Raw genomic sequence first — 24,574 nt, forward strand, 5'->3', positions numbered from 1 at the left:
CCTGTCGCTCGCAGCGGTCGAGGCCTCCTTTGGCCTGAGTCCAGGGACTGGGCCCATGCACTGCGTGACTCGTTGCTCGCGAACACGACAGGCGTGCGCCGGCACTGACGGGAGCCCAGCGGGTTGCGCGGATTGCGCAGAGATAAGGCCAGGAGCACCAAGGCCCAGGTGGCGGGGAGCGCGGGGGCAGTGGTGCACCCCTCCCAGCCGTAATGGCTCTGCTGAGGAAGGTTGAAACGAGACTGGGAGATGGTGCTGGTATTGCCCGCCGCATCGATGGCGATGGCGGAGAGGGTGTGGTCCCTGAACGCCAACGGGGTGGTCAGCATGGAGTGCCAAGTGCCATCAGCGCCCGCGCTGGCCGTCGCGGCCTGCGACTCATCATCATCCAGCCAGAATTTCACCGTGCTGCCCGCCTCTGCAGTGCCGCCAATGCTGGGGGTGGGGGTATCGACGAAGGCTGCAGGCTCAATCACAGCGGGCGCGGCTGGCGGCACGGTGTCGACTGTGAAGGATCGGCTTGAAGTGGAGCTGATATGACCGACCATGTCCGTGGCGAAGGTCCTGGCTGAGTAGACTCCGTCGTTGATCGCAGTGCTCAGAGTGAAACTCCAGGCCCCTGTCACGTCTGCCTTCACGGTGCCGAAAGTCATATCATCCAGAGACACCGTAATCGTGCTCCCAGTCTCAGCCTTGCCGCTAATCGTGAGTCTGGATGTAGAGACGAAGTTCCCGGGCGAAGTCATCACGGGCGCTGGTGGAGGAGTGGTGTCGACCGTGAAACAGAGTGCCTCGGAGCCAGGGCTGAGATTGCCTGCTTTGTCCCGGGCGGCGGTCGTGATCAGGTAGGCAGCATCGGGCAAAACCGTGCCCGGGGTGAATCTCCAACTCCCCGTTGCATCCGCCACGGTGGTGCCTGCCATGCTCCCACCGAGCCACACGGTGACTTGGCTCTCCGCCTCCGCCGTGCCCTCGATGACGGGCAGACCGTTGTTGAAGCCTGCGGGCGGAAGCGTTACCACGGGCGCTCGAGGGGGCACGGTGTCGACCGTGAAGAAGGAGCTGTTCAAGGCTGGGGGACTGAGATTGCCCGCCGCATCGGTGGCGGTGACTCTGAACAGGTGGAGTCCATTGACGAGTGCTGGAGGGGTGAAACTCCAAGCTCCCAGGGTATCCACCGGGACGGTGCCTCTCGTCTTGTCTGCATCCAGCGACACCGTGACGGTGGTGCCGGGCTCGGCCGTACCTGCAATAACAGGGGTGAGTGTGTTAGTGAATGCTCCTGGCGCGGTGATCACGGGTGTTTCTGGCGGGAGGGTGTCCACCGTGAAACGGTGTTCCTCGCAGTCAGGACCGATGTTGCCTATCGCATCGATTTCGAAGGCCGAGACGCTGTGCGGGCCCTCCGCCAATGCGCTGGCTGGGGTGACACTCCAAAGGCCCTGTGAGTCGGCCTGAACTGTGCCTGCAAGGCTTCCGTCCAGCCGCACGTCCACCGTGTTATCGGGCCTCGCGGTGCCGCTGATGGTGGGCTTCGAGGTATTGGCCCAGGAAATAGGTGAGGTAATGGCAGGCGCTGAAGGAGCAGGCCCCGTGATGAGCACCAACTGCCCACCGTGGATGCCATTGGCCGTCACGGAGAGGATGTAATGGCCATTCGCAACCCAGGGTGTCCGGAAGGATATTTCCGTGTCAGAGAATAAGTCCAAAGCCTGGATACGCGTCAGCTTTCCTCCTTCCAGCGCGATAAGGCTGGCGACGGGCGCGTTCGTGGCAGAACTCTGGGTATTACCGCTGCTGGCCTCCGAGAGGCCTCGCAAGAGGCTCCCACTGATACGGAATTCCTCGCCCGGATGTTGCTCGGCGAGCGGGGTAATGACAGGGCGCCATTCCTGGCGAGCTCCCGTGTCTTCATACACCTCCGCGCTGGCCAGGGAAGGGCCCCAGCTATACCCCCCGGTGACGAGGACTTTTCCGGAGGGCAACAGGGTCGCCGTGTGGAGATAGCGAGCGGAGGCCATGGAGGTGGTGGAGTTCCAGGCGCCCGTGGCCGGGTCGTACACCTCCGCGCTGGCGGGGCCGCTGCCTCCTGTGACGAGGACCTTTCCGGAGGGCAACAAGGTCGCCGTATGGCGATAGCGAGCGGAGGACATGGAGATGGTGGAACTCCAGGTGCCCGTGGCCGGGTCGTACACCTCCGCGCTGGCGGGGCGGTGGGTGGGGTCACTGCCTCCTGTGACGAGGACCTTTCCGGAGGGCAACAAGGTCGCCGTGTGGAACTCGCGCGTGGAGGCCATGGAGGTGGTGGAACTCCAGGCGCCCGTGGTCGGGTCGTACACCTCCGCGCTCGCCAGAGGGATGTTGTCGTTATCTCCCCCGGTGACGAGGACTTTTCCGGAGGGCAACAGGGTCGCCGTGTGGCTAGAGCGAGCGGAGGCCATGGAGGTGGTGGAACGCCAGGTGCCCGTGGCCGGGTCGTACACCTCCGCGCTGGCCAGGGTGCTGTTGTCACGAAAGCCCCCGGTGACGAGGACTTTTCCGGAGGGCAACAGGGTCGCCGTGTGGCGACAGCGAGCAGAGGCCAAGGAGGCAGTGGAACTCCAGATGCCCGTGGCCGGGTCGTACACCTCCGCGCTCGCCAAGTATGAGGTGGCGCCATAGCCCCCGGTGACGAGGACCTTTCCAGAGGGCAACAGGGTCGCCGTGTGGTGAGAGCGAGCAGAGGCCATGGAGGCGGTGGAACTCCAGACGCCCGTGGCCGGGTCGTACACCTCCGCGCTGACCGGGAAACCGTACCCGGTGACGAGGACCTTTCCGGAGGGCAACAGGGTCGCCGTGTGGAACTCGCGCGTGGAGGCCATGGAGGTGGTGGAACTCCAGGCGCCCGTGGCCGGGGCGTGCACCTCCGCGGTTGCCCAGAGGCCATTGCCGCCATATCCCCCGGTGACGAGAACTCCTCCGGAAGGCAACAGGGTCGCCGTGTGAAACTCGCGCGTGGAGGCCATGGAGGTGGTGGAACTCCAGGTGCCCGTGACCGGGTCGTACACCTCCGCGCTGGCCAGGGTGCCGTCGCTGCCAATCCCCCCGGTGACGAAAACCCCTCCAGAGGGCAACAGGGTTGCCGTGTGGCCATAGCGAGCGGAGGCCATGGAGGTGGTGGAACGCCAGGTGCCTGTGGCCGGGTCGTACACCTCCGCGCTGGCCAGAGGGCTGTTGCCAAATCTCCCTCCGGTGACGAGGACCTTTCCGGAGGGCAACAGGGTCGCCGTGTGGCCATAGCGAGCGGAGGCCATGGAGGTGATGGAACTCCAGGTGCCCGTGGCCGGGTCGTACACCTCCGCGCTGGCTATAGGGCTGTTGTCGATATCTCCCCCGGTGACGAGGACTTTTCCGGAGGGCAACAGGGTCGCCGTGTGGCGACAGCGAGCAGAGGCCAAGGAGGCAGTGGAACTCCAGGTGCCTGTGGCCGGGTCGTACACCTCCGCGCTGGCCAAGCAGGAGGTGGCGTCATAGCCCCCGGTGACGAGGACCTTTCCGGAGGGCAACAGGGTCACCGTGTGGTGAGAGCGAGCAAAGGCCATGGAGGCGGTGGAATTCCAGGTGCCCGTGGCTGGGTCGTACACCTCCGCGCTGGCCAGGGTGTTGTAGACAAATCCCCCTCCGGTGACGAGGACCTTCCCGGAGGGCAATACGGTCGCCGTGTGGAACTCGCGTATGGCGGCCATGGAGGCGGTGGAACTCCAGACGCCCGTGGCCGGGTCGTACACCTCTGCGCTGGCCAGGTTGGCGATGCTGCCATATCCCCCGGTGATGAGGACTTTTCCGGATGGTAACAGGGTCGCCGTGTGGCCATAGCGAGCGGAGGCCATATCCCCCGTGTAATTCCACTGTCCAGAGGAGAGCGCCTGTGCCTGCAGATGCCTCGGAGGCAGCACTTGACCTCCAGCCTGCGGTGCCTCACTGCAAGCAAGCCACAGCCATACCGAGGCCAGGGCAAGCCACGCCACGTGCTTCAGTTCGGAACGAGGTGAGGCGAGCAAAGCGGGCGGCCTGGAACGAGAGAGGGAACTGCGGTTGCTGCTGAAACCTGAGCCGCGGGGAGGGGAGGGAAAATCGGTCACGGGAGTCCGCTAAAAGCCAGAGGGCGAGTTCATCCTCCGTGAATGCAAGCGATGGACCTGGGGTGCCCATGCTCCGCGAACAGCAGTTCGGGGCTTATCGGCTCGGCACTGGGCGCCAGGGGATCCCCCGCTTCGGGCTGGGCTCGGAGGCGCCCGGACACAACTGACGCGCCAATTGACGCGCCAGCGCGCTCGTTGACGCGCCAGCGCGCTCGTTGACGCGTCAACCGCTCGGAGTCTCGGAGGTGCGAGAGCCTTGAGACATGCGCCGCTGCAGGTGGGGGGCCAGATGCCTCAACGTTAAGACACGGGGTCCGCGCCGAGTACCTCCAGGCTTGGCTTCCGTCCACCTACTCGTGAGGGAGTCTACGGGAGCCTCACAGCCAGGACTCGCGAACACGTCCAACGCCAAGGTGCGACGCAGCAACCCCGCCCCATCCAGCCCAGGCTTGCGCCCCTTCTTCGAGCTGACGCCGAGCCCGGACATCCAGGGGGACTGGTCCCCGGCACCGGCCACCATCGAGGTCAACGGCGTGGCGGCCGCCGGCTCGCTATTGATGGACACCGGCGTCCCCTCCATGTTCCTCAGGCCACCGGAGGACACTTCGCAGGTGCCCCCCAAGCCCGTCCTCGTGCCCGCTCAGCCCGTCCCCAATGGCACCGAGGAGTGGACGCGTGGAGCCAAGGCGGAGTTCAGTGGCGTGGTACCCAGCAAGTAGTTCAGCCCTGAGGAGCGAGGACTCCTACCGATAGACCTCGATGTAGTCGAGCTCTGTGAACTGGGCCCCTTTCGTGAAACGGATCGTGTTGGTGCCCGCGTTGAGGTTCACGGTGGTGGTGGCCGCCGTCCAGACATCGACGCCATTGTTGGCATAGCTCTGGCTGAAGGAAGCGCCTCCATTGACCGAGATGTTGTGGCTGCTGCTCCCCCAGCCATTGCTGTAGAGCGTGCGCAGGGTATAGGTGCCCGCGCTGGGGACATTGACCCGGAACTCCACGAAACTGTCCGCGTAGTCGATGTAGCCGACCTTCTGGCCGTTCGACGCGCTGGCGTGGGAGGCGATCGCGGCGCGAGAGATCGTCGCGTTCTCGGCCTCGTAGCGGGGCAGCTCGAGGTAGTCCAGCTCGGTGAAGTTGCTGCCCTTCGTGAAGGAGAGCGTGTTGTTCCCAGCGTTCAGGGGGACCTGCAGCGTTAGCGACGTCCAGACATCCACGCCGTTGTTGGCATAGTTCACGCTGAAGGGCACACCCCCGTTGACCGAGACATTGTGGCTGCTAGCGCCCCAGCCATTGCCATAACGCACGGTCACCGCGTGCGTGCCGGCCTTGGGGACGTTGACGGTGAAGCGCACCGCGCTGTCCGCGGAGTCGATGTACCCAGCCTTCTGCCCATTCGACGCGCTCGCGATGGCGGCGACACGGGCATTCGTCAACTGCGCGTGCTCGGCCTCGTACCGGGTGGCGTCGGTCGCGCTGGCGCTGATGTCGACCCGATCGATCGTGAGGTAGTAGCCACCGGAGGCCCCATTCTTGGTGCCGGTGACACGGAGCTTGAGCGTGTGCGGGCCAGGGCTGAGCACGGGGCTGATGTACATGGCCTGATGGCCCTGGCGCGGTGACTGGTAGAAGTCCACGAGCGTCTCCGGCCCCCCATCGATCGAGACCGCCCCGATGCCGTGGGAGGGATCCTTCGCGCCATAGAGGACGATCTGCGTGCCGTTGAAGCGCACCTGCACGGAGGCGTTGGCGGTGTTGGAGTAGTGATCATCCCCCTGATAGCAGCCGACCCCGCAGGAAGGTCCGTAGTTCCAACTCCCGGTGTACTCGAACTGCTGGAGGCCCGTGCCGGTGGCGTTGTCGTTCAGCGTGATGGGGCTGGGCCCGTTGTCTCCCGAGGGCTTGGTCAGCGTGGCGCCGAGAGACACCGGGCTGCCGAGGTTCGGCGTCCCGTCGGAGTTCCAGGTGATGCGCTGCGCGCGGGTCGTGCGGCCGTTGTACGTGAACTCGGCGGTGGTCTTCGCGTGATAGATGATCCAGTCCTCGGTCCCATCGGGCGACTTGAAAAACCCATGGTGCCCGGGCCCGAAGGCCCCGTTGGCATCGTTGCGCTGGAACACCGGGACGGCCGTCTGTGTCCAGGAGGCGGGGTTCATCACGTTGCTGCTCTCGTTGGCGGTGAGCATGCCGAGCCTGTAGTCCGGCTTGCCCGTATCGCAGGCGGAGTAGGTCAGGAAGATCCGGCCGTTGCGCTGGAGAACCACCGGGCCTTCACGCACCTCGGTGCATCCAAAGCCAGACGCGGGGAGGTTGGCCCGGGCGCCGCTGATGGTCCACGGGTTGCTCATCGGTGCGATGTAGAGCAGGTGCCCCGGGTGCCCGGCCCATAGGAAGTACAGCGAGCCGTCGCTCTTGCGCAGGACACTGCCGTCGATGGCGTAGTACTGGTTGTTGGGATCAGTCGCGATCCGGCCCTTGTCCGTGTAGGGGCCGAGCGGATCCGTCCCGCTGCTCTCCAGGACATACATGCGGTGGTTGACGTCAACCCCGTCGTCCTTGGTGTAGTAGAGGTACCAGCGGAGGCCGTTGGGACCATTGAGCAGGTGGAACTCGGCTGCCCAGACGTTGCAGCACCCGGTCCACACGGTCGTCGGAGAGGCTGTCAGCAGGCCCGAGATCGACGCCGCCTTCCAGATCTTGATCGAGCTCCCCTGGGTGGTGGCCAGGTAGTAGTAGCCATTGTGGTACTGCATCCACGGGTCCGCGCTGGTGTTCAGCGGGTTGACGAACGTCCCCGATGCGTGGGCACGCGGCGCGATGAGCAAGAATAGGCCGCACACCATCACGTGCAGCAGCACAGCGGCCTTCCACGAGGTGGCTTGAAGGCGCGAGGGGATCACCATGGGAGTCCTCCTGGAGAGGCGCCCATCGAAGAGCAAATCCGGGTGCCACGTCAATCAAAACAAGAAAAACAAGACATCATAGAAACCCAGGTTTGGAGACCCTGCCCCTGGGCTGGCCAGCAAGCGGCGCCGCGGACGCGGGTCACAGGCGCGGAGAGGCGACTCCGGCGAGGAAAACCCTCACGGAGCCCCGCATGCCCTCTCTTCGTATCGTCTCGTGGAACAGCACTGGCGAGAGCCAGCAGAAGGCCGTCGAGCTCCAGGCGGTCCAACCGGTCCTGGCCGGACTCTATCCGGCGGCCCCAGACGTGGATGTCTTCCTGGTCCAGGAGGCCCAGCAAGCGGCGGGTGGTTCCATCTCGAGCATGCTCGATACGGACCCCGCGACGCCCGCGACGGGGGTCAGCGTCGGCCCAGCCTACCAGCGCCCGGCGGCCCACCAGCCCGAGCTGACCACGGGAGGAGGGGCTGGCCACATCTGCCTGGTGCACAACGGCGTCGTGGTGAACACGCCGCTGACCCTCTGGGACTACGCCACGGATCCCGCGCTCAACGGATGGATCGCCAGCTTGCCCGGGCATCTCCAGGCCACGGCGCAGACTGCGACGACGCACCGGCCGCCGGCCTACGCGGTCCTCACAGTGGGTGGCTCCACGGCCATGCTGATCACCTGGCATGCGCCCTTGGGAGTACCCGCGCTGGCGCCAGGCTATACCATGCCGGGAAATGGGCTGATTGATGCCTACCTGGTGATGGAGAACAGCGGCCTGCTGCAGCAGGCCCAGGCCCAGGTGCTCGCCACGGATGGGGTGGTGATCATCGCCGGGGATCTCAACACCACGTCCCAGGGGCTGGCCGCCAACTACCCGATCGCCACCGGCTACAACCCGCTGCCGGACTTCGTCGGCTTCAGCGACAACGTCAGCCACATCCTGGCCTGGCGGCCCAGCGGCAATGTGGTGACCGTCCAAGAGGGCCACAGCACGGACAGCTCCAGCGTGCACCGCATCATCTCGGCACGCGTCTCCTGGTGAGCGGCGTCACAACGGACTCGAGCGGTCTCTGTGATTTTTGAGGCCGGTTTTCTTCACCGGCCCGGGGACAGAACTCATGACTCACGCTCACGATCTTCCCGCTGCGGTGCAGTGGCACGAAGGGATGTTGCTCGCGCCTCAGCACTTTCAGCAGCAGGACCGCCGCCACGAGGCCCTCCTTCAGCTCCACCTCAGCCTGGCCATGCCCTTCCACTGGGGCGTGCGCCAGCTCCAGTATGATCGCTCGCTGTTGGCCGCAGGCACGCTCCAGTTGCAGGAGCTGGAGGCGGTGCTTCCGGATGGGCTCATCCTCTCCCACCGGATGGGCGAGGCGGGCGAGCTGCGGCTGGCGCTCCATGGCCTGCAGGGGGTGGACTGGCAGCGTCCCATACGCCTGCATGTCGCGGTGGCCTCCGAGAGAGGCAGCGCCCCCGGCCCCAGCCGCTTCATCTCCACCACGAGCGAGCCGCTCGCCGACGAGAGCACAGGCAGCCTGCCGCTGCGCATTGCTCAGCTCCAGCCACGGCTCGCGCTGTTCGCGGGCCCGCCTCCCGCCGGCTACTGCGCGCTCCCGCTGCTCGAGGTCCGCCGCGAGCACGAAGCCTTCGCCGTGGAGGACTACCTGCCCCCGCTGCTGACGGTGCCCTTCGACTCTCCGCTGGCGGAGGGGTGTGATCGGCTCGCCCTGCGCATCCGGCAGAAGGCCACCAGCCTGGTGGAGCAGCTCCACACCCAGGAGGCCGAGTCCGCGCAGCTCGCCGGGGGCCCGCACCTGCTGCGCTGGCTCGTGGCCGGGCTCCCGGCCTTCGAGGCCGTGCTCCGCACGGGCACCGCCCATCCCTTCAGCCTCTACCTGGCGCTGTGCGCGCTGGCCGGACACCTCGCCCCCCTGAGCGAGGGCCGCATCCCTCCGGCCTTCCCCGCCTACGAGCACCTGGACCTCCGGCGCTCCTTCCAGGCGGTCCTCTCCTTCATCGAGAGCACGCTGGAGCAAGGCGTCTCGGAGGCCTACACCCGCGTCCAGCTCACGCCCGAGGGTGGCGGCTTCAGCACGCGCATCCTGCCCCAGTGGACGGACCGCGAGCTGGTGCTCGAGGTGCACGGCCGGGCGGGGACGACGCGCCAGCAGGTGCTCGGGTGGATGGCGGGGTGCCGCATCGGCTCGGAGAGCCGCCACCGGGTGATGCGGGAGACGCGCACGCTCGGGGCCCGCCGCGAGCTCATCGACAGCCGGCCGGGCCTGGTGCCCCGCTCCGGCACGCTCCTGTTCTCCCTGGAGTCCAGCTCCGCCTTCATCCGCCCGGATGAGCGGCTGGTGCTCGAGAACATCCTCGAGCCGGGCGAAGTGCATGCCCCCGCCGAGGTCTTCCTGCTCATTCGCAACGACAGGTAAACGCCATGACACACTCTGCCCTGCCCACCGGCGCCGAGGCGCTCGGAGCCTCTCCTCTTGTCTCGAGAGCCCGCGAGCTGTTCGCGGAGCTCCTTCAGCTGCGCCAGCAACTCCAGGCGCTGTCCGTCCCCAGCCGCTTCACGGCCAAGGCTCCGCCGGGCCCCAGCATCGACGAGATCTGGCGAAGGCTGCGGGAGCGCATCCAGGAGCAGACGGGCCTCGCGGGCGCTCCCCGCGGCTCGCTGCTGGAGCGCCACCTCGAGGAGTGCCGCTATGTGCTCACCTCCTTCGCCGACGAGCTGCTCGTCCACACGGAGTGGTACGGCCGGGAAGCGTGGCAGCAGCACCTGCTGGAGGATGAGCTCTTCGGCACGCACGAGGCCGGTGATCGCATCTTCGCGGACGTGGAGCGGCTGCTGCGAGAGCGGGATCCCGCGCGCGCCGAGCTCGCAGGGGTGTACCTGATGGCGCTCTCGCTGGGCTTCGAGGGCCGGTACCGAGGGCTCGGCAGCGAGGCCCTTCTCCAGGATCTGCAGCGCCAGCTCTTCGCGCTCGTCTTCCAGCGGCCGCCCGAGCCGGACACCCGCCCCCAGCACCTGGTGGACGAGGCCTACGCCCACACCCGGGACGAGCGGACGGATCGGCGGTTCGCGCGCCGGTGGCCCTGGGCCGCGGCCATCGCCACCGTGCTCGTGGGCGCCGTCTCCACCAGCCTGGTGCTGGCGCTCTCCCCGTCCTCGCCTCCTTCCCCCACGGCCATTTCCTCCTCTCTCCCGGAGACGCACCCATGAGCGCACCTTCCACCTCTCTCCACACGGCGCTGCAACGGCTGGGCGCCACCGGCAAGCACCGCGAGCGCCGCTACCAGGTGCCCTGGCTGATGCTCGTGGGCGAGCCGGGCTCGGGCCGCACCTCGCTGGCGGCGGGTGCCCACCTGCGCCGCCCCTATGGCTCTCCTACGCGCAAGGAGCTGGAGGCCGGCGGCTGGGGCGTCTGGCTCTTCGACCAGGGCGTGGTGCTCGACATGCCCGGCCTCACGGAGCAACCCACGCCAGAGTGGCAGGACGCCCTCCGGAGCCTGAAGCAGCTCCGGGGCCAGCGGCCCGTGGACGGGCTGATGCTGACGGTGCCCGCCTCGCGCCTGACGGGCCCGCAGGCCCTGGATGACGTGGGGCTGGAGCGCATGGCGCAGGGCCTCTTCGAGAGACTGCAAGCCCTGCGCAGCGAGCTGGGCGTGCGCGCGCCCGTGTATGTCGTCATCACCCAGTCGGATCTGATCCCCGGCTTCGCCGCCTTCTGCCGCACCCTGCCGCCGCACAGGCGGGACGAGATGCTCGGCTGGTCCAGCCCCGCCTCGCCCCAGGAGCCCTACTCTCCCGCCTGGGTGGACACGGCCTTCCAGGTCATCCACCAAGAGCTCTGCGCCCTCCAGCTCGAGCTGCTCGCAGCGGGGCAAGGAGCGCAGGCGGACCGGGAGTCCGCGTTCCTCTTCCCCTCCGAGCTGCGCGCGCTCGCGCGGCCGGTGAGCCGGCTGCTCGACGTCCTCTTCCAATCCTCCACCTTCGCCCAGCCGGCCCTGCTGCGAGGGATCTACTTCTGCGGCGACCCCGTGCCGCAAGGCGCCGCCGGGCTGGGTGGGGCTCCTCGCACGCCCGCTTTCATCACCCACCTGCTGGAGCGCAAGGCCTTCCCCGAGAGCGGCTTGGCCAGCCCGGATGCCGAGGCCGCGCGCCGCAACCGGAGGGGTGTGGGCCTGCTGCAGGGCGCGCTCGCCGTCTGCGTGCTGCTGGCGGCGCTCGTGCTGGGCCTGCTGTGGAAGAGCACGCGTGCTCCTAAGCCGCTCCCGGAACCGCCCCCCGCAGTCACTGTGGCAAGCCCCCCTGAAGTCTCCGAGCCGCCCCCACCGCAGAAGCCGGCTCAAGCCCGGCGCCGCCCAGGCCGCACGCTCGGCAAGGCCCTCGCCTTCGACGACGCCCCTCCGCCCCAGCCGATCCGCAACGGCGCCTCGACCTTCGATGACGCGCCCCCTCCTCCCACCCATTGAGCCCCGAGCCTCCGCCATGGCCGACGTTCTCCCCTCTCCTGCACCGGACCTCGAGCCGCTCCTGCGGCCGATCTCTCCCGAAGCGCCCTCGGGCCGCAGCCTGCGCTATGAGCCCCTCTACGATCAGCTCCGGGAGGCCCGGCGCGAGGATGACCCCACGCTGCCCCAAGGCGTGTGGCAGGCCCCCCTCAAGCGGGCCAACTGGGCCCAAGTGGTGGAGCTCTGCCAGCACGCGCTGACGCGCGACTCGAAGGATCTGCAGCTGGCCGCATGGCTCACGGAGGCCTGGGGGTTTCAGCAGGGCTTCGCGGGGCTGGCGCGCGGGCTGTGGCTGACCCGCGCGCTGGTGGAGCGCTTCTGGGACTCGCTCTGGCCCGCTCTCGAGGAGGGGGACGCGGAGGCCCGGCTCGCCCCTTTGACGTGGCTCGATGACAGGCTCCCCACGGTCCTCGGCCAGGTCCCGCTCGTCCGAACCCAGGGCCCCAACGCCGTGAGCCACGGCTTCGCGGATTGGCAGCAGATCCTCCACCAGGAGAAGCGCGGCGGAGCCCCGAAGGCCGCGTCCGATGAGGAGGAAGAGGCCGACAGCGCCGAGGAAGGCCCGCTGACGCGGGAGCGCTTCCTGGACATCGCCTCCCAGATGCCGGCCGTGGGCCTTGGCACGCTCGCGCGGGAGATGGACGCCTTGCTGAAGGCCAGCTCCGCGCTGGAACAGGCACTCGACGCCAAGCTGGGGCGCGCCAGCGCGCTGCTGCGCCGCACCCGCGAGGTCCTCGGAGGCCTCCAGGCCCTGGCCACCACGCTGCGCGCCAGCTCCGCGAAGGAGGAACCAGGGGCGGTGGCGGGCACCCCGGCGGATGGAGAATCTCCCGAGCTCCCTACGGGCCCGGGGACGAACCCGCGCGCCATCCGCAGCCGGGAAGAGGCCTACCAATGGCTGAGCCTCGCCTCGGACTACCTGCGGCGCACCGAGCCACACAGCCCCGTCCCCTACCTGGTCAAGCGCGCCGTGCTCTGGGGGCAGTTGCCTCTCGAGCAGCTCCTCCAGGAGCTGATCCCCAACGCCTCCCACCTGGAGGCCATCCACTCCCTGCTCGGAATGAAGCTGGAGAAGAAGTGAGGCGACATGTCCCGAGACAACCAGACCTCCGGATTCGCGGCGCCCCTGCTGGACAGGCTCACGGACACAGAGAGCGTGTCCTGGCTCGATGAAGAACAGCTGCGCGCCTCGGTGAGGCGCGAGGTGGCGCACGCGTTGAGCACCCGCTGCACGCTCACCTTGGAGCAGGCCGGCGCGCTCGAGCCTCATGAGCGCTCGGCCCTGGACTATGGGCTACCGGACCTGCGGCCACTCGGGACAACCGCCGCCGAGGCCCTGCACCTGGAGCGGCTCATCGCCCATGCGGTCGAGGCCTACGAGCCACGCCTGCGGCAGATCCAGGTCTCCGTCCAGCTTCCTCCCGAGGAGGAGGGCTCCCCCGTCGCGCTGATCACCGCCCGGCTGGTTCAGAGCCCAATCAACGAGTCCATCTCCCTCCCGCTGCGGCTGGACCGGAGCGGGAGGCTGGTGGAGGTGGAGCACGAGCGCTGATCACATCCGGCGGCGCCCGGCTCCATCCCACGAACCCCAACCCTCTCGAAGGAGAGACGACATGCCCGCGAAGGAAAGCACTCAACACATCCTGACCCGGATCCGGCCCCCTCGGGTGCAGATCACCTACGACGTGGAGATCGGTGACGCGGTGGAGCAGAAGGAGCTGCCGCTGGTGGTCGGCATCCTGGCGGATCTGGCAGGGCAGCAGCAGGAGCTCCCGCGGCTGAAGGAACGCAAGTTCGTCGAGATCGACCGCGACAACTTCGACGAGGTGATGGCCGCCACCGGGCCGAGGCTGCGGCTGTCCGTGCCGGACAAGCTCCGCGAGGACGGCGGCAGCATGGCCGTGGAGCTGCGATTCCAAAGCATGGACTCGTTCCACCCGCGCCAGCTCGTCGAGCAGATCGAGCCGCTGCGCAAGCTCCTGGAGTCGCGCCAGCGGCTGGTGGACCTGCTGGCCAAGCTGGACGGCAACGACGCGCTGGCGGAGCTGCTGCGGTCCGTGCTGGCGGACAAGTCCCGCCTCCAGGCGCTCGAGGCCGAGCTGAAGGCTCCCACGGAGCACTGACCCCTGAAGCCCAACCCCCAAACCTGAAACGGAGGAAGTGATGTTCGAGGAAGGCACGCAAGAAGCCACGCAGGAACCCCCGCGGCAGCAACAGACGCAGACCCTGCAGCCAGAGCAAGGGCTGCTCACGCGCATCATCGAGGAGGGCCGGCTGGCGCGAGAGGACGGCCAGCAGCCTCGCGCCCGGGAGCTGGTGGGCGAGTTCGTGGAGCAGGCCCTCACCCAAGACTCCGTCTCGCCCGAGGCGGATCTGGTGGCGCTCATCCACCAGCGCATCGCGCGCATCGACGAGCTGCTGGGCGCGCAGCTGGACGAGGTGCTCCACGCCGAGCCCTTCCAGCGGCTGGAGGCCTCGTGGCGGGGCCTGCACCTGATGGTCCACGACACGGAGACGGGGACAAACCTGAAGCTCCGGGTGCTCCACGCCACGAAGAAGGAGCTGCTTGAGGATCTGGAGCGGGCACCCGAGTTCGATCAGAGCGCCCTCTTCAAGAAGCTCTACGAGGAGGAGTACGGCACCTTCGGCGGGCAGCCATACGGGGTCCTCCTCGGCGACTACGAGTTCGGCCGGAGCCCGCGGGACGTGGCGCTGCTGGAAGGAATCTCCCACGTGGCCGCCGCCGCGCACGCGCCCTTCATCTCCGCGGCCAGTCCCTCGCTGTTCGATCTGGACAGCTTCACGGACATCGGGGCGCCGAGGGATCTGGCGCGCACCTTCGAGAGCACGGAGCTCATCCGCTACCGCAGCTTCCGGGACTCGGAGGACGCGCGGTACGTGGGGCTGGTGCTGCCCCACGTGCTGATGCGGTTGCCCTACGGCGAGGACACGGCGCCGGTGGAGGGCTTCGGCTACCGCGAGGACGTGGACGGTCGCGATCACCACAAGTACCTGTGGGGCAACGCGGCCTATGCGCTGGGCCTGCGCATCACCCACGCCTTCGCGCAGTACCAGTGGTGCGCCAACATCCGCGGGGTAGAGAGCGGCGGCATCGTCCAGGGGCTGCCCACGCACACCTTCCGCACGGACGAGGGAGACATCGCCCAGAAGTGCCCCACGGAGGTGGCCATCACCGACCGGCGCGAAAAGGAGCTCAGCGATCTGGGCTTCATCACCCTGTGCCACAGCAAGGGCACCGACTACGCGGCCTTCTTCGGCGCGCAGACGGCCCACAAGCCCCGCCGCTACGACACGCCCCAGGCCAACGCCAACGCGGAGCTGTCCTCGCAGCTGCCGTACATCCTGGCCTCGTCGCGCTTCGCGCACTACCTCAAGGTCATCATGCGCGACAAGGTGGGCGGCTTCGCTTCCAGCCAGGAAATCTCCGCCTTCCTCAACCGGTGGATCAGCCAGTACGTGCAGACCAACGAGAACGCCTCCTTCTCCATCAAGGCCCGCCAGCCGCTGCGCGAGGCCCGGGTGGACGTGGCCGAGGTCCCTGGCCACCCTGGCACGTACCGGGCGGTGGTGTTCCTGCGCCCCCACTTCCAGCTCAACGAGCTGACCGCCTCGATCCGCCTGGTGGCGGAGCTGCCCCAGCCGGCCGCATGAGGCGGGCCCACCCCCACTCGTCACATCTCATCCCTTCACCCCTCTCTCACGCGAGGCCATAGACCATGCCAGAAAGCATTTATCTGAAGATCGCCAAGGCGCCGGGCAGCTCCAAGGTGCAGGCTTATTCGGGCCAGATCGAAGTCCTCTCCTACCGCTACGGGCTGACCTTCCCCATGACGCTCAATGAGCGCTCCAACGATGGGGAGATCAAGCGCCAGGGACGTCCCAACCACGGAGAGTTCCAGATCACCAAGTTGGTGGATAAGGCCTCCCCCAACCTCTACCTGTCCTGCAGCAAAGGCGAGAGCGTGGGCAACGCCACCCTCACCGTCGCCGGCAGCGATGACAGCGTCATCTTCACGTACGAGCTGACCGAAGTCGTCATCACGTCGATCTCCGTCGCGGGAGGCGCCCGGGGAGACCCCGTCGAGACGGTGTCGCTCGACTACGCGACCATCGAGTGGAAAGAGGGCGCGAGCAACTCGACGAAGTGGGATCGCAAGACCAACAAGACGGCCTGAGCCAGCGGACGGAGGAGCGCGATGGGCACCCAACAGGATGAACTGCTCCAGGCCTACCAGCGGGAACTGGCCTGGCTGCGCGGGGAAGGGGCGGAGTTCGCCGCCCACTACCCCAAGCTGGCCGCGAGGCTGCGTTTAGGAGCGAGCGAGGTGGGCGATCCCCACGTGGAGCGCCTCATCGAGTCGTTCGCATTCCTCACCGCGCGCGTCCAGCACGCCTTCGACAGCGATCTGCCGGAGCTCTCCACCACACTGCTGGGCCTGCTGGCCCCTCACCTGGTGGAGCCCCTGCCCTCGCTGTCCATCGCCTGCTTCGAGGTGGATACGGCGGCGGGCCTGCCCCTCGCGGGCCACCGCATCGAGCGCGGCACGCAGCTGCTGGCCGAGCCGCGCCCGGGGCAGACCTGCCGCTTCCGCACCTGCTCACCGGTGACCCTCTGGCCGCTGAAGGTGGCGGAAGCGAGCCTGGAGTCCCCGCTCTCCTTCAGCTGGCTGCGCACGCGGCGGGACGTGTCCGCGGTGCTGCGGCTCCGGCTGGAGGCGCGCGGAGCCCAGCTGGCGGAGCTGCAGCTGGACCGGCTCCAGTTCTTCCTCGACGGCCCTCCCGAGGTGGCCTTCCGCCTCTACGAGCTGCTCACCTGCCAGGCCCGAGGCGTGGCGCTTGCGCCGGACAGCGCACCGGATGAGCCTCACCTCCAGCCCATGGACAGCCTGCGTCAGCTCGGCTTCGGCCCCGAGGAGGCAGTGCTGCCCTCCCCTCCGCACCTGCACCGCGGCTACCGCCTGCTGCAGGAGTACTTCGCCTTCCCCGAGAAGTTCCTCTTCTTCGAGCTGGCGCTGGAGCGCGCGTGCCTCCAGGCCTCCCAGCAAGCGCTCGAGGTCTACGTGCTGCTGGAAGGCGCGCCCAGCGAGGGCCTCGCGCTCACGCCCGAGACGTTCCGGCTGGGCTGCACCCCCATCATCAACCTCTTCCCCAAGCTGGCCGAGCCCGTCCGGCTGGATCAGCGCCGCACCGAGTATCCGCTGGTGCCCGACTACCGCCGCCCGAGGGAGCTGGAGCTCCACTCCATCCTCTCGGTCACCGCTGCCACGGAGGGAGCCGGGAGCACGAGGGAAGTCGATCCCCTCTTCTCCTGGAGCCACGGGGAGGACGGAGAGGAGCCGCGCGCCTTCTGGTACACCCGGCGCCAGCCCACCGGCCGAGCGGGGGGACAGGGCTCGCAGGTGCTGCTGTCCTTCGTGGATCTGGAGCTCGATCCCCACCTGCCCGCGGAGCAGACGCTGCACGTGCACACGCTGTGCACCAACGGGGAGCTGCCCGTGCAGTTGGCGCCCGGCTCGGCGCTGCAGGTGGAGGAGCGGGTCCCCGTGGGCGCCATCCGCTGCCTGCGCCGCCCCACGCCTCCCCGCGAGCCTCCGGACAAGGGCCCCGTGCTGTGGCAGCTCGTCTCGTTGCTGTCGTTGAACCACCTCTCGCTCGCCACCGGCCCGCGGGCGCTGGAGGCGCTCGAGGAGCTGCTGCGGCTGCATGACTGCTCCGGCGGCCAGGTGTCCGTGCAGCAACTCCAGGGGCTGACAGGGCTGGAGAGCCGCCCGGTGGTGCGCCAGCGAGGCTGGGAGGCCTGGCGAGGCTTCTGCCGGGGCCTGGAGATCACCCTCACCTTCGACGAGTCCCGCTACGTGGGCGGCAGCGCCCTGCTGCTCGCGGCGGTGCTCCACCACTTCCTCGGCCTGTACGCCCCGGTGGATTCCTTTACCCAGCTCGTCGCGAGGAGCGAGCAGCGGGAGGACACATGGAAGCGATGGCCCCCCATGGCCGGCGACGCGCCCCTGGTGTAGCGCAGGAGCTCTTCGAGTCCGGCCACCGCTTCGACTTCTTCCAGGCGATGCGCCTGCTGCGGCGGCTGCGCCCCGAGGCACCGGTGCGCCTGCGCTCCTCGGGAGACATGGCCTTTCCCCCCAGCGACATCGTCCAGGTGAAGCCACCCGCGCGGCCGGGAGAGGCGCCGGAGCTGACGGTGGCCTTCCTCGGGCTGGGCGGGGTGCAGGGGCCGCTGCCGAGGCCCTTCGCCCAACAGCTCCGGGACCGGACGCGCGCGGGGGACACGGGGCTGCGCGACTTCCTGGACATCTTCCACCACCGGCTGCTGTCGCTGCTGTACCAGGGGCGGGTGCTGCGCCGGGTGTGGCTGGAGCCGGGCCCGCCTGAGGCCCACGCCGTGGCCCGCTACCTGTACGCGTGGATGGGGCTGGGCACCCGGGGGACGCGAGGACGGCTGGAAGTCGAAGATCGCATGCTGCTGCGCTACGCGGGGCTGCTCGCGCACCGGCCCGTGTCCCTGGAAGCGCTGCGGGCCCTGATCTCGGACGCGCTGAGCGTGGGGGTGAGGCCGAGAGCGCCCCAGGGTGCGTGGCTGCCGCTGGAGGCGGAGCAGTGGACGCGGCTGGGCCTCACCGGCGGCAACCAGCGGCTCGGCCAGGACGCGGTGCTGGGCACGCGCGCGTGGCTGGAGCAGGCGGGTGTGGAGCTGGAGCTGGGGCCTCTCTCGTGGCGCCGCTACGTGGAGCTGCTGCCGGGGAGCCGGGGCCTGGGCACCCTGCGCTCGCTCACCCGGTTCGCGCTGGGTCCGGGCCTCGAGGTGCGGCTGGTGCTGTCCGTGCGCGCCGCGGAGATCCCCGCGCAGCCCCTAAGCGCTCCGAGCGGCCCACGCCTGGGGTGGACTTCCTGGCTGCGCGCCAGCCCCGGCCGACAGGGAGTCCAGACGGTGGCGCTCGCACCCCATCACCTGGCCGCACACGAGGAGGGACCATGAGGTCGGGATTCACGCAGGATCAGGTTTATCTCTCCGTCACCACGCCGATGGGCAAGGACGTGCTGCGGCTGCACGGCTTCCAGGGCGAGGAGGCCTTATCGCAGCCCTTCCACTTCACCCTGGAGCTGCACTCCGAGCGGCTCGACGTGGACTTCTCGCGGCTGGTGGGCCAGGGCGCGGCCATCTCCCTGGTGCTGCGCGACGGTACCGAGCGGTGCTTCCATGGACTCGTCACCCGCTTCGTCCAGGCCGGCACCTTCTCGGACTTCACCCGGTACATCGCCGAGCTGCGCCCCTGGCTGTGGCTGCTCACGCTCACCCGCGACAGCCGCATCTTCCAGAACCTGACGGTGCCGGAGCTCCTCCAGCAGCTCTTCCGGGAGCAGGGCTTCAGCGACTTCCGGCTGGCGCTGCGGCGCAGCTACACCCCTCGCGAGTACTGCGTGCAGCACCAGGAGTCCGCGTTCGACTTCGCCTCGCGGCTCATGGAGGACGAGGGCATCTTCTACTTCTTCGAGCACACGAAGGACCGGCACACGCTGGTGCTAGCGGACGATGCGGCGGCCCATCTGCCCTGCCCGGGGCCGGGGGTGGCCCGCGTGCAGGGCCATCAAGGCGCGGCGCGGACGGACGATGCCGTGACGGGGTGCCAGATGGAACAGCAGGTGGTGCCCGGGCGCTACGCGTTGGGGGACTACTCCTTCCAGACGCCCTCGACGCGGCTCCAGGCGCGGGTGAGCGGCCCGGAGGCGCGCCTCGAGCAGTACGAGTACCCGGGGACCTTCACCCGCCAGGACCAGGGCGAGCAGCGCGGCCGCATCCGCCTGGAGGCCCACGAGGTGCAGTCCCGGGCGCTGCGAGGCCAGAGCCACGTGCGTTGGTTCATCCCCGGCTACCGCTTCACCCTCGCCGAGCACGAGCGCAAGGACATCAATGCGGAGTACGTGCTGCGCTGGGTGTCCCACGCGGCCACGGTGGAGGGGTACACCAACAGCTTCGAGGCCTTCCCGGCTGCCACGCCCTTCCGTCCGCCCCGAGTGACGCCCCGGCCGATGGCCACCGGCGTGCAGAGCGCCCGCGTGGTGGGCAAGGCGGGTGAGGAGATCTGGACGGATCAGTTTGGCCGGGTGAAGGTCCAGTTCCACTGGGATCGCCAGGGCCGGAAGGACGAGCGCAGCTCGTGCTGGATCCGGGTGGCGCAGGGCCAGGCCGGCAAGGGCTGGGGGAACTTCTTCCTGCCCCACGTGGGCCAGGAGGTGCTGGTCACCTTCCTGGATGGAGATCCGGATCGGCCCATCATCACCGGCTCCGTCTACAACGCCGAGCAGCAGGTGCCGTACCCGCTGCCTGCGGGGCAAACGCGGAGCACGGTGCGCGGCGATGCCTCGGGCGAGGGCCCGCCCAATGAGCTGTCCTTCGAGGACAAGAAGGGGGCGGAGGAGCTCGCCCTGCACGCCCGCCGGGACATGAAAGTCTCGGTGCAGCGCGACAGCGTGACGGAGATCCAGGGCAACTGCACGATCCGGGTGCGGGGCAACCTCACCCTGGACGTCCGGGGCTCCATCAACCTCAAGGCGGGGAGGAACTTCACCCAGCGGGCGGGGATGTCGCTCACGAGCCTGGCTGGGACGAACCTGACGCAGAAGGCCCAGCTCGTGCTGGAGAGCTCGGCGGGGACGATGATGCGGCACACGTCCGGCCTGGCGATGCTGGCCGACGCCCAGACGATGGTCACCAACGCCCGGCTCGTGCACATGCTCAAGGCAACGCCGCTCATCATCCAGGGGCCGATGATCATGCAGCCCATGGGGGGGCCGCCGCTCCCACCGATGCCGCCCACAGGCTGAGCGCACCACCACGAAGACAACGGGGGGAGAACCATGCCGAGGGAATACACGGAGACGGACGAGCGGGCGCGGGTGCGCGAGCGCTTCACCCTGGATGACGAGGGGCGGCTGGAGGGCGTGGCCACCACCTATGACGAAGCGGGCCGGCGCATCCAGGAGTCGACCTGGCACGCGGGCACGCTGCACGGTCCCACGATCCACTACGGCCCGGACGGTCAGGTGGTGCAGCGGGTGACGTTCGTTTCAGGCCAGCTCAAGGGACCGGCGGAGCTTCAAGGCGAAGAGGGGCGCCTCCGTCTCCAGTTGGGCTTCCACGAGGGCCGGCTGCATGGCGAGCTGCACGCTTGGCAGGACGGCCAGCCCTTGATGAAGCACACCCTGGCAGAGGGCACCCCCGAGGGTCCGCTCGAGCTCTACGAGGCAGGCCGGCTCACCCGCCGGGTGCTCTTCCAGCAGGGACATCCTCTTGAGGAGAACACAGGGCCACATGAACAGCAGGCCCCTGGGGCCACGCCTGAGGAGAAAGCAGCCCCGGACCGCGCGCCCCTCTCCTCCTGGCTGCAGGGCTGGCTCCAGGGGAGCCACGGCACCTGAGTCACATCGGCCCTCGGAACACTCCAATGGATGGGGAGCCTCACCTTTCACCTTCTCAAGGAGACACACGATGCGCCGGATGCTGTCCCTGGCAATGATTGCCGCCGTGACTTGGGGCTCGAGTGCGCTGGCGCGCGCCGAGCCCACCCCTCTCGCTATCACCCGCAAGGACAGCCCCCAGGTGCTGACGCTGGGCGGCGGGCCCGAGGGAAAGGACGGAGCGGCGATCCTGCTGTCCCCCAACAAGGCCCTGCCCGGCCAGAACTTCTCGCTCAAGCCGGTGGGCAAGCCTGAGGATCAGACGTTCAACATCGTCTCCCAGCAGAGCCCATGGTGCGTCGACGTCGAGCGAGGGAGCACCGAGGACGGTGCCGCGATCGTCCAGAAGCCATGCAACGGCGCGACGTGCCAGGTGTTCCGGGTGAGCGACCGGGGCGCCGATGGCCACCGCGAGCTCCGCAATGAGCTCAGCGGCAAGTGCCTGTCGGCGCCGCAGAGCAAGGACTCCGGGCTGATCCAGGCCACGTGCACCGGTAAGGACGAGCAACGCTTCCGCATCAGCCCCCAGCGCGACGGCTGACCCAGCGCAAAGCGTTTTCAACGTCGCCGCGTGCGCGTCAGCGGAAGGGCTGGGCGAGATAGTGGGCGCCCAGCTCCGTCACCGTGCCCGGAGCGCCGAGCAGGCTCGCGAAGCACGGATCATTCGTCCACCGCCCCGTGAACCAGGCGTAGCGGAACACGTCCTCCCGGCTCTCGCAGACGGCGACCATCTCTGTCATCTGCGCCTTCTGCTTGGCCACCGAGTCGATCTGCGCGCCATCCCTCTGGGTGTGGCAGTTGGCGAACTCGGTGACCCAGAACGGCTTGCCGTACTTCTTGAGCCGGTCCAGCTGCTGCGCCAGCCCATAGTCGTACCAGTGGAACGCGAGGTAATCGATCCGCGGATCTCGGTTCCCATTCGCCGAGCGATAGGCCGCATAGAAGGCGTCGAGCCAGACGATCGGATCCGCGTAGCCGGGATAGGTGCCCCAGGTGATGGCGGGGCCTACGAGTTTCACCCCGGTGTTCGCGGCGACGCTCTCGTACCGAGGCCACAACTGCGCGGCGGCCTGGGGCGACATGTTGGCCTGATCCGTCAGGTTGGGCTCGTTGAGGAGCAGCAGGTACTGGACGGAGGGATGGGCCTTCAGAAAGGCCTCGATGCTGGCGGCGTCGAAGTTCCCGTTCCAGAGCATGGGAATGAAGTCCATGCCGTAACGGGACCGATAGTCCGTGGGCACCCCCGCATGGGGCCGAGGGCTCCAGTTGTACCACCAGCTCACCCCCGAAGAGACGGCCGCCATGTCCTCGGGAGTGGCCAGATCGAAGGCAATCCCCCGCTTGGCACTCTTGGGCGGAGGCTGCGGCTGAGTGCCTCCATCCGTCGGAGTCTCCGTGCCTCCGTCCCCCGGAAGCTCGGGGCCCGTGTCCGGCTTGCTGGACCCACACCCCAGCAGCAGCAGCGCGGTGATGCACAACGCTTTCACGCGAGGGCTCATCGGTCTCCATCTCTTCCCAGCAGGCACTTGTGCCCATCTGAAAACGCCATCACAGGAAACTCAAGGAATTCTTGACTATCACACAGCCAGGAGCGTACTTCCCCGAGACTCGCCAAGAAGGAGCCCGCCATGACGCACCACACTCGCTCACTGGGGAAGCGCCTCTCGTTGTCTTCGAAGGGCCTGAGGATGGCCTGTCTCGCCCTGGGACTGCTCGCCGGGATGACGGCCTCGGCAGGTCCCACGGTGCAGGTCGTCTGGTCGTCCGAGAAAAACCCGGGCGATGGGGCCTGGTTCAACGGGCCGATGTCGTCTCCCTATGCGCTGAGCCAGCAGGCCTCGAGCGCCTTCACTGACCCGACCTCCACGTCCGCCACCTCGATCGCCGTGGATCCCTCGGTGCAGTACCAGAGCATCCTCGGCATCGGCACGTCGCTGGAGGAGTCGACGATCTTCAACCTGGCGCGGATGTCCTCGGCGAAGCGGACGGAGGTGCTGCAGAAGCTGCTGTCGCCCTCCACCGGCGCGGGCATGAATCTGGTGCGCATCACCTTTGGCACGTCTGACTTCACGGGCCGCACGTTCTACACCTATGACGACCGGCCCTATGGGCAGACGGACCCGAGCCTGACGTACTTCTCCATCCAGAAGGACATCGACTACAACATCATCTCCACGCTCAAGCAGGCGCTGGCGGTCAATCCCAACCTGAAGATCTTCGCGAGCCCCTGGAGCCCGCCGGCGTGGATGAAGGACAACCAGAGCCTCATCGGCGGCAAGCTGCTGACGCAGCACATCCCGGTGCTCGCCACGTACTACCGCAAGGCGATCCAGGCCTACCAGGCGCAGGGCATCCCCATCTACGGGCTCACGGTGCAGAACGAGCCGTTGTACACGGCGCCGGACTACCCGAGCACCCACGTCACCGCGGACCAGGAGCGCCAGCTCATCATTGCCGTGCGCAACGAGCTGAACGCCAACGGCCTGAGCGGGGTGAAGATCTGGGCGTATGACCACAACTTCGACTCGGCGGCGGCGTACATGGCGCCCATCATGAGCGACGCCACGGCGAACGCGGCGGTGGACGGGGTGGCCTTCCACGACTACGCGGGCGACCCGAGCACCATGACCACGGTGCACAACTCCTATCCCAGCAAGAACATGCTGATGACGGAGCGCTCCTGGTGGGGCACCTCGGGGGCAGATCGGATGGCGCAGTACTTCCGCAACTGGGCGGTCAGCTACAACGCCTGGGTGACGATGCTCGACAGCACCATCAAGCCCGAGCAGTGGACGGGAACGCCCGGCCCGACGATGGTCATTCAGAACGCGTACACCTATGACACGTACTGGCTGCTGCCCGAGTACTACCTGATTGCCCAGTACTCCAAGTTCGTGCAGCCGGGGGCCAAGCGCATCTCGAGCACCTATGGCTCCAGCGGCACGGTGACGAACGTGTCCTTCCTCAACCCGGACAACACGATTGTCTCGGTCATCATCAACCAGACGGGCTCGAGCCAGACGTTCAAGCTCACGAGCGAGGGCCAGGAGCTGGTCGCCACGATTCCCGCGAAGACGGTGGGCACGTACAAGTGGACGCGTCAGGGCACGGGCACGCCGGCGAACCTGCTGACCAACCCGGGCTTCGAGACGGGCACTGCGTCGAGCTGGACGAGCGAGTGGCACAACGCGGTGCTGGCCTACAAGGTGGACACGGACTACCCCTACCTGGGCTCGTACAAGCTCACCCTCTTCGAGGTGGGGGCCTATCAGCAGGTCCTGGGGCAGGTGAAGTCGGTGGCCAACGGCACGTACACGGCCAGCGTGTACGTGCGCTCAGGCGGCGGCCAGCGGGTGCTGCGCCTGTACGCGAAGAACTATGGGGGCGCGGAGAAGACGGCGGAGATCGGCTCCAGCGCCGTCACCAACTACACCCAGTACACGATCACCGGCATCCAGGTGACCAACGGATCCATCGAGATCGGCGTGTACACGGACGCCAACGCCTACAACTGGGCGGCGTTCGACAACTTCGAGCTGGTGAAGAACTGACGG

General features: G+C 68.0%; 18 protein-coding genes and 1 pseudogene. 16 read left to right on the forward strand and 3 right to left on the reverse strand.

Features of this window, described 5'->3' with window-relative positions:
* Positions 1-248: 248 nt before the first annotated feature.
* A pseudogene (locus tag DB31_RS50830) lies at positions 249-4,121 on the reverse strand (Kelch repeat-containing protein); the annotation flags it as partial.
* A 449-nt stretch (positions 4,122-4,570) separates the two neighbouring features.
* On the opposite strand from DB31_RS50830, the gene DB31_RS32010 reads away from it, so the two are divergent.
* The gene (locus DB31_RS32010) at positions 4,571-4,840 is read left to right on the forward strand and encodes a hypothetical protein (RefSeq protein ID WP_044194586.1); all 270 of its coding nucleotides are present in this window, start codon (positions 4,571-4,573) and stop codon (positions 4,838-4,840) included.
* 24 nt (positions 4,841-4,864) lie between these two features.
* Here the strand turns inward: DB31_RS32010 and DB31_RS45410 are convergent, their stop codons facing one another.
* The gene (locus tag DB31_RS45410) at positions 4,865-7,021 is read right to left on the reverse strand and encodes a family 43 glycosylhydrolase (RefSeq protein ID WP_052420418.1); all 2,157 of its coding nucleotides are present in this window, start codon (positions 7,019-7,021) and stop codon (positions 4,865-4,867) included.
* Positions 7,022-7,215: 194 nt separating this feature from the next.
* Between DB31_RS45410 and DB31_RS32020 the strand changes: the two genes are divergently transcribed.
* The 14 genes from DB31_RS32020 (at position 7,216) to DB31_RS32085 (ending at position 21,561) form a co-directional block, all read left to right on the forward strand.
* On the forward strand, positions 7,216-8,055 hold the full coding sequence (locus DB31_RS32020; protein ID WP_044194588.1) for a hypothetical protein: 840 nt from the start codon (positions 7,216-7,218) through the stop codon (positions 8,053-8,055).
* A 76-nt stretch (positions 8,056-8,131) separates the two neighbouring features.
* On the forward strand, positions 8,132-9,448 hold the full coding sequence (gene tssK / locus DB31_RS32025) for a type VI secretion system baseplate subunit TssK (protein WP_075306329.1): 1,317 nt from the start codon (positions 8,132-8,134) through the stop codon (positions 9,446-9,448).
* A 5-nt stretch (positions 9,449-9,453) separates the two neighbouring features.
* On the forward strand, positions 9,454-10,239 hold the full coding sequence (locus DB31_RS45415) for a DotU family type IV/VI secretion system protein (RefSeq protein ID WP_052420419.1): 786 nt from the start codon (positions 9,454-9,456) through the stop codon (positions 10,237-10,239).
* Positions 10,236-11,492 (forward strand): type VI secretion system protein, encoded by a 1,257-nt coding sequence (locus tag DB31_RS32035; RefSeq protein WP_044194593.1) that lies wholly within the window; start codon positions 10,236-10,238, stop codon positions 11,490-11,492. Before DB31_RS45415 ends, DB31_RS32035 begins: the two co-directional genes overlap by 4 nt.
* 16 nt (positions 11,493-11,508) lie before the next feature.
* A complete protein-coding gene (gene tssA / locus DB31_RS32040; protein WP_044194595.1) occupies positions 11,509-12,612 on the forward strand; it encodes a type VI secretion system protein TssA in 1,104 nt (367 codons plus the stop codon).
* 6 nt (positions 12,613-12,618) lie between these two features.
* Entirely contained in the window at positions 12,619-13,083 is a 465-nt protein-coding gene (gene tssE, locus DB31_RS32045; RefSeq protein WP_052420420.1) for a type VI secretion system baseplate subunit TssE, read from the forward strand.
* Positions 13,084-13,144: 61 nt separating this feature from the next.
* Positions 13,145-13,654, forward strand: coding sequence for a type VI secretion system contractile sheath small subunit (gene tssB / locus DB31_RS32050; protein WP_044194598.1), 510 nt, complete (start codon positions 13,145-13,147; stop codon positions 13,652-13,654).
* Positions 13,655-13,694: 40 nt separating this feature from the next.
* A complete protein-coding gene (gene tssC / locus DB31_RS32055) occupies positions 13,695-15,203 on the forward strand; it encodes a type VI secretion system contractile sheath large subunit (RefSeq protein WP_083968938.1) in 1,509 nt (502 codons plus the stop codon).
* A 65-nt stretch (positions 15,204-15,268) separates the two neighbouring features.
* Positions 15,269-15,727, forward strand: a complete 459-nt coding sequence (locus DB31_RS32060; RefSeq protein ID WP_044194601.1) for an Hcp family type VI secretion system effector — start codon at positions 15,269-15,271, stop codon at positions 15,725-15,727.
* Positions 15,728-15,748: 21 nt separating this feature from the next.
* On the forward strand, positions 15,749-17,566 hold the full coding sequence (gene tssF / locus DB31_RS32065) for a type VI secretion system baseplate subunit TssF (protein WP_044194603.1): 1,818 nt from the start codon (positions 15,749-15,751) through the stop codon (positions 17,564-17,566).
* Positions 17,521-18,540: a type VI secretion system baseplate subunit TssG gene (gene tssG / locus DB31_RS32070; protein WP_083968940.1), complete on the forward strand. Its 1,020-nt coding sequence runs from the start codon at positions 17,521-17,523 to the stop codon at positions 18,538-18,540. Before tssF ends, tssG begins: the two co-directional genes overlap by 46 nt.
* Positions 18,537-20,387, forward strand: coding sequence for a type VI secretion system Vgr family protein (locus DB31_RS32075; RefSeq protein WP_052420422.1), 1,851 nt, complete (start codon positions 18,537-18,539; stop codon positions 20,385-20,387). Before tssG ends, DB31_RS32075 begins: the two co-directional genes overlap by 4 nt.
* Before the next feature lie 33 nt (positions 20,388-20,420).
* A complete protein-coding gene (locus DB31_RS32080) occupies positions 20,421-20,981 on the forward strand; it encodes a toxin-antitoxin system YwqK family antitoxin (RefSeq protein WP_044194606.1) in 561 nt (186 codons plus the stop codon).
* Positions 20,982-21,051: 70 nt separating this feature from the next.
* Positions 21,052-21,561, forward strand: coding sequence for an RICIN domain-containing protein (locus DB31_RS32085; RefSeq protein ID WP_044194609.1), 510 nt, complete (start codon positions 21,052-21,054; stop codon positions 21,559-21,561).
* Between the two features lie 37 nt (positions 21,562-21,598).
* On the opposite strand, the gene DB31_RS32090 is transcribed toward DB31_RS32085, so the two are convergent.
* Positions 21,599-22,507: a glycoside hydrolase family protein gene (locus DB31_RS32090; protein WP_240486977.1), complete on the reverse strand. Its 909-nt coding sequence runs from the start codon at positions 22,505-22,507 to the stop codon at positions 21,599-21,601.
* 141 nt (positions 22,508-22,648) lie between these two features.
* Between DB31_RS32090 and DB31_RS32095 the strand changes: the two genes are divergently transcribed.
* Positions 22,649-24,571, forward strand: coding sequence for a glycoside hydrolase family 30 beta sandwich domain-containing protein (locus tag DB31_RS32095; protein WP_240486978.1), 1,923 nt, complete (start codon positions 22,649-22,651; stop codon positions 24,569-24,571).
* Positions 24,572-24,574 lie beyond the last annotated feature (3 nt).

The sequence above is a fragment of the Hyalangium minutum genome (assembly GCF_000737315.1).
Taxonomy (GTDB): domain Bacteria; phylum Myxococcota; class Myxococcia; order Myxococcales; family Myxococcaceae; genus Hyalangium; species Hyalangium minutum.

Bases quoted from the DNA above. Each gene is read 5' to 3' on its own strand.
- DB31_RS45410 (WP_052420418.1), bottom strand. From the start codon at position 7,021: ATGGTGATCCCCTCGCGCCTTCAAGCCACCTCGTGGAAGGCCGCTGTG.
- DB31_RS32020 (WP_044194588.1), top strand. From the start codon at position 7,216: ATGCCCTCTCTTCGTATCGTCTCGTGGAACAGCACTGGCGAGAGCCAG.
- tssK (WP_075306329.1), top strand. From the start codon at position 8,132: ATGACTCACGCTCACGATCTTCCCGCTGCGGTGCAGTGGCACGAAGGG.
- DB31_RS45415 (WP_052420419.1), top strand. From the start codon at position 9,454: ATGACACACTCTGCCCTGCCCACCGGCGCCGAGGCGCTCGGAGCCTCT.
- DB31_RS32035 (WP_044194593.1), top strand. From the start codon at position 10,236: ATGAGCGCACCTTCCACCTCTCTCCACACGGCGCTGCAACGGCTGGGC.
- tssA (WP_044194595.1), top strand. From the start codon at position 11,509: ATGGCCGACGTTCTCCCCTCTCCTGCACCGGACCTCGAGCCGCTCCTG.
- tssE (WP_052420420.1), top strand. From the start codon at position 12,619: ATGTCCCGAGACAACCAGACCTCCGGATTCGCGGCGCCCCTGCTGGAC.
- tssB (WP_044194598.1), top strand. From the start codon at position 13,145: ATGCCCGCGAAGGAAAGCACTCAACACATCCTGACCCGGATCCGGCCC.
- tssC (WP_083968938.1), top strand. From the start codon at position 13,695: ATGTTCGAGGAAGGCACGCAAGAAGCCACGCAGGAACCCCCGCGGCAG.
- DB31_RS32060 (WP_044194601.1), top strand. From the start codon at position 15,269: ATGCCAGAAAGCATTTATCTGAAGATCGCCAAGGCGCCGGGCAGCTCC.
- tssF (WP_044194603.1), top strand. From the start codon at position 15,749: ATGGGCACCCAACAGGATGAACTGCTCCAGGCCTACCAGCGGGAACTG.
- tssG (WP_083968940.1), top strand. From the start codon at position 17,521: ATGGAAGCGATGGCCCCCCATGGCCGGCGACGCGCCCCTGGTGTAGCG.
- DB31_RS32075 (WP_052420422.1), top strand. From the start codon at position 18,537: ATGAGGTCGGGATTCACGCAGGATCAGGTTTATCTCTCCGTCACCACG.
- DB31_RS32080 (WP_044194606.1), top strand. From the start codon at position 20,421: ATGCCGAGGGAATACACGGAGACGGACGAGCGGGCGCGGGTGCGCGAG.
- DB31_RS32085 (WP_044194609.1), top strand. From the start codon at position 21,052: ATGCGCCGGATGCTGTCCCTGGCAATGATTGCCGCCGTGACTTGGGGC.
- DB31_RS32095 (WP_240486978.1), top strand. From the start codon at position 22,649: ATGACGCACCACACTCGCTCACTGGGGAAGCGCCTCTCGTTGTCTTCG.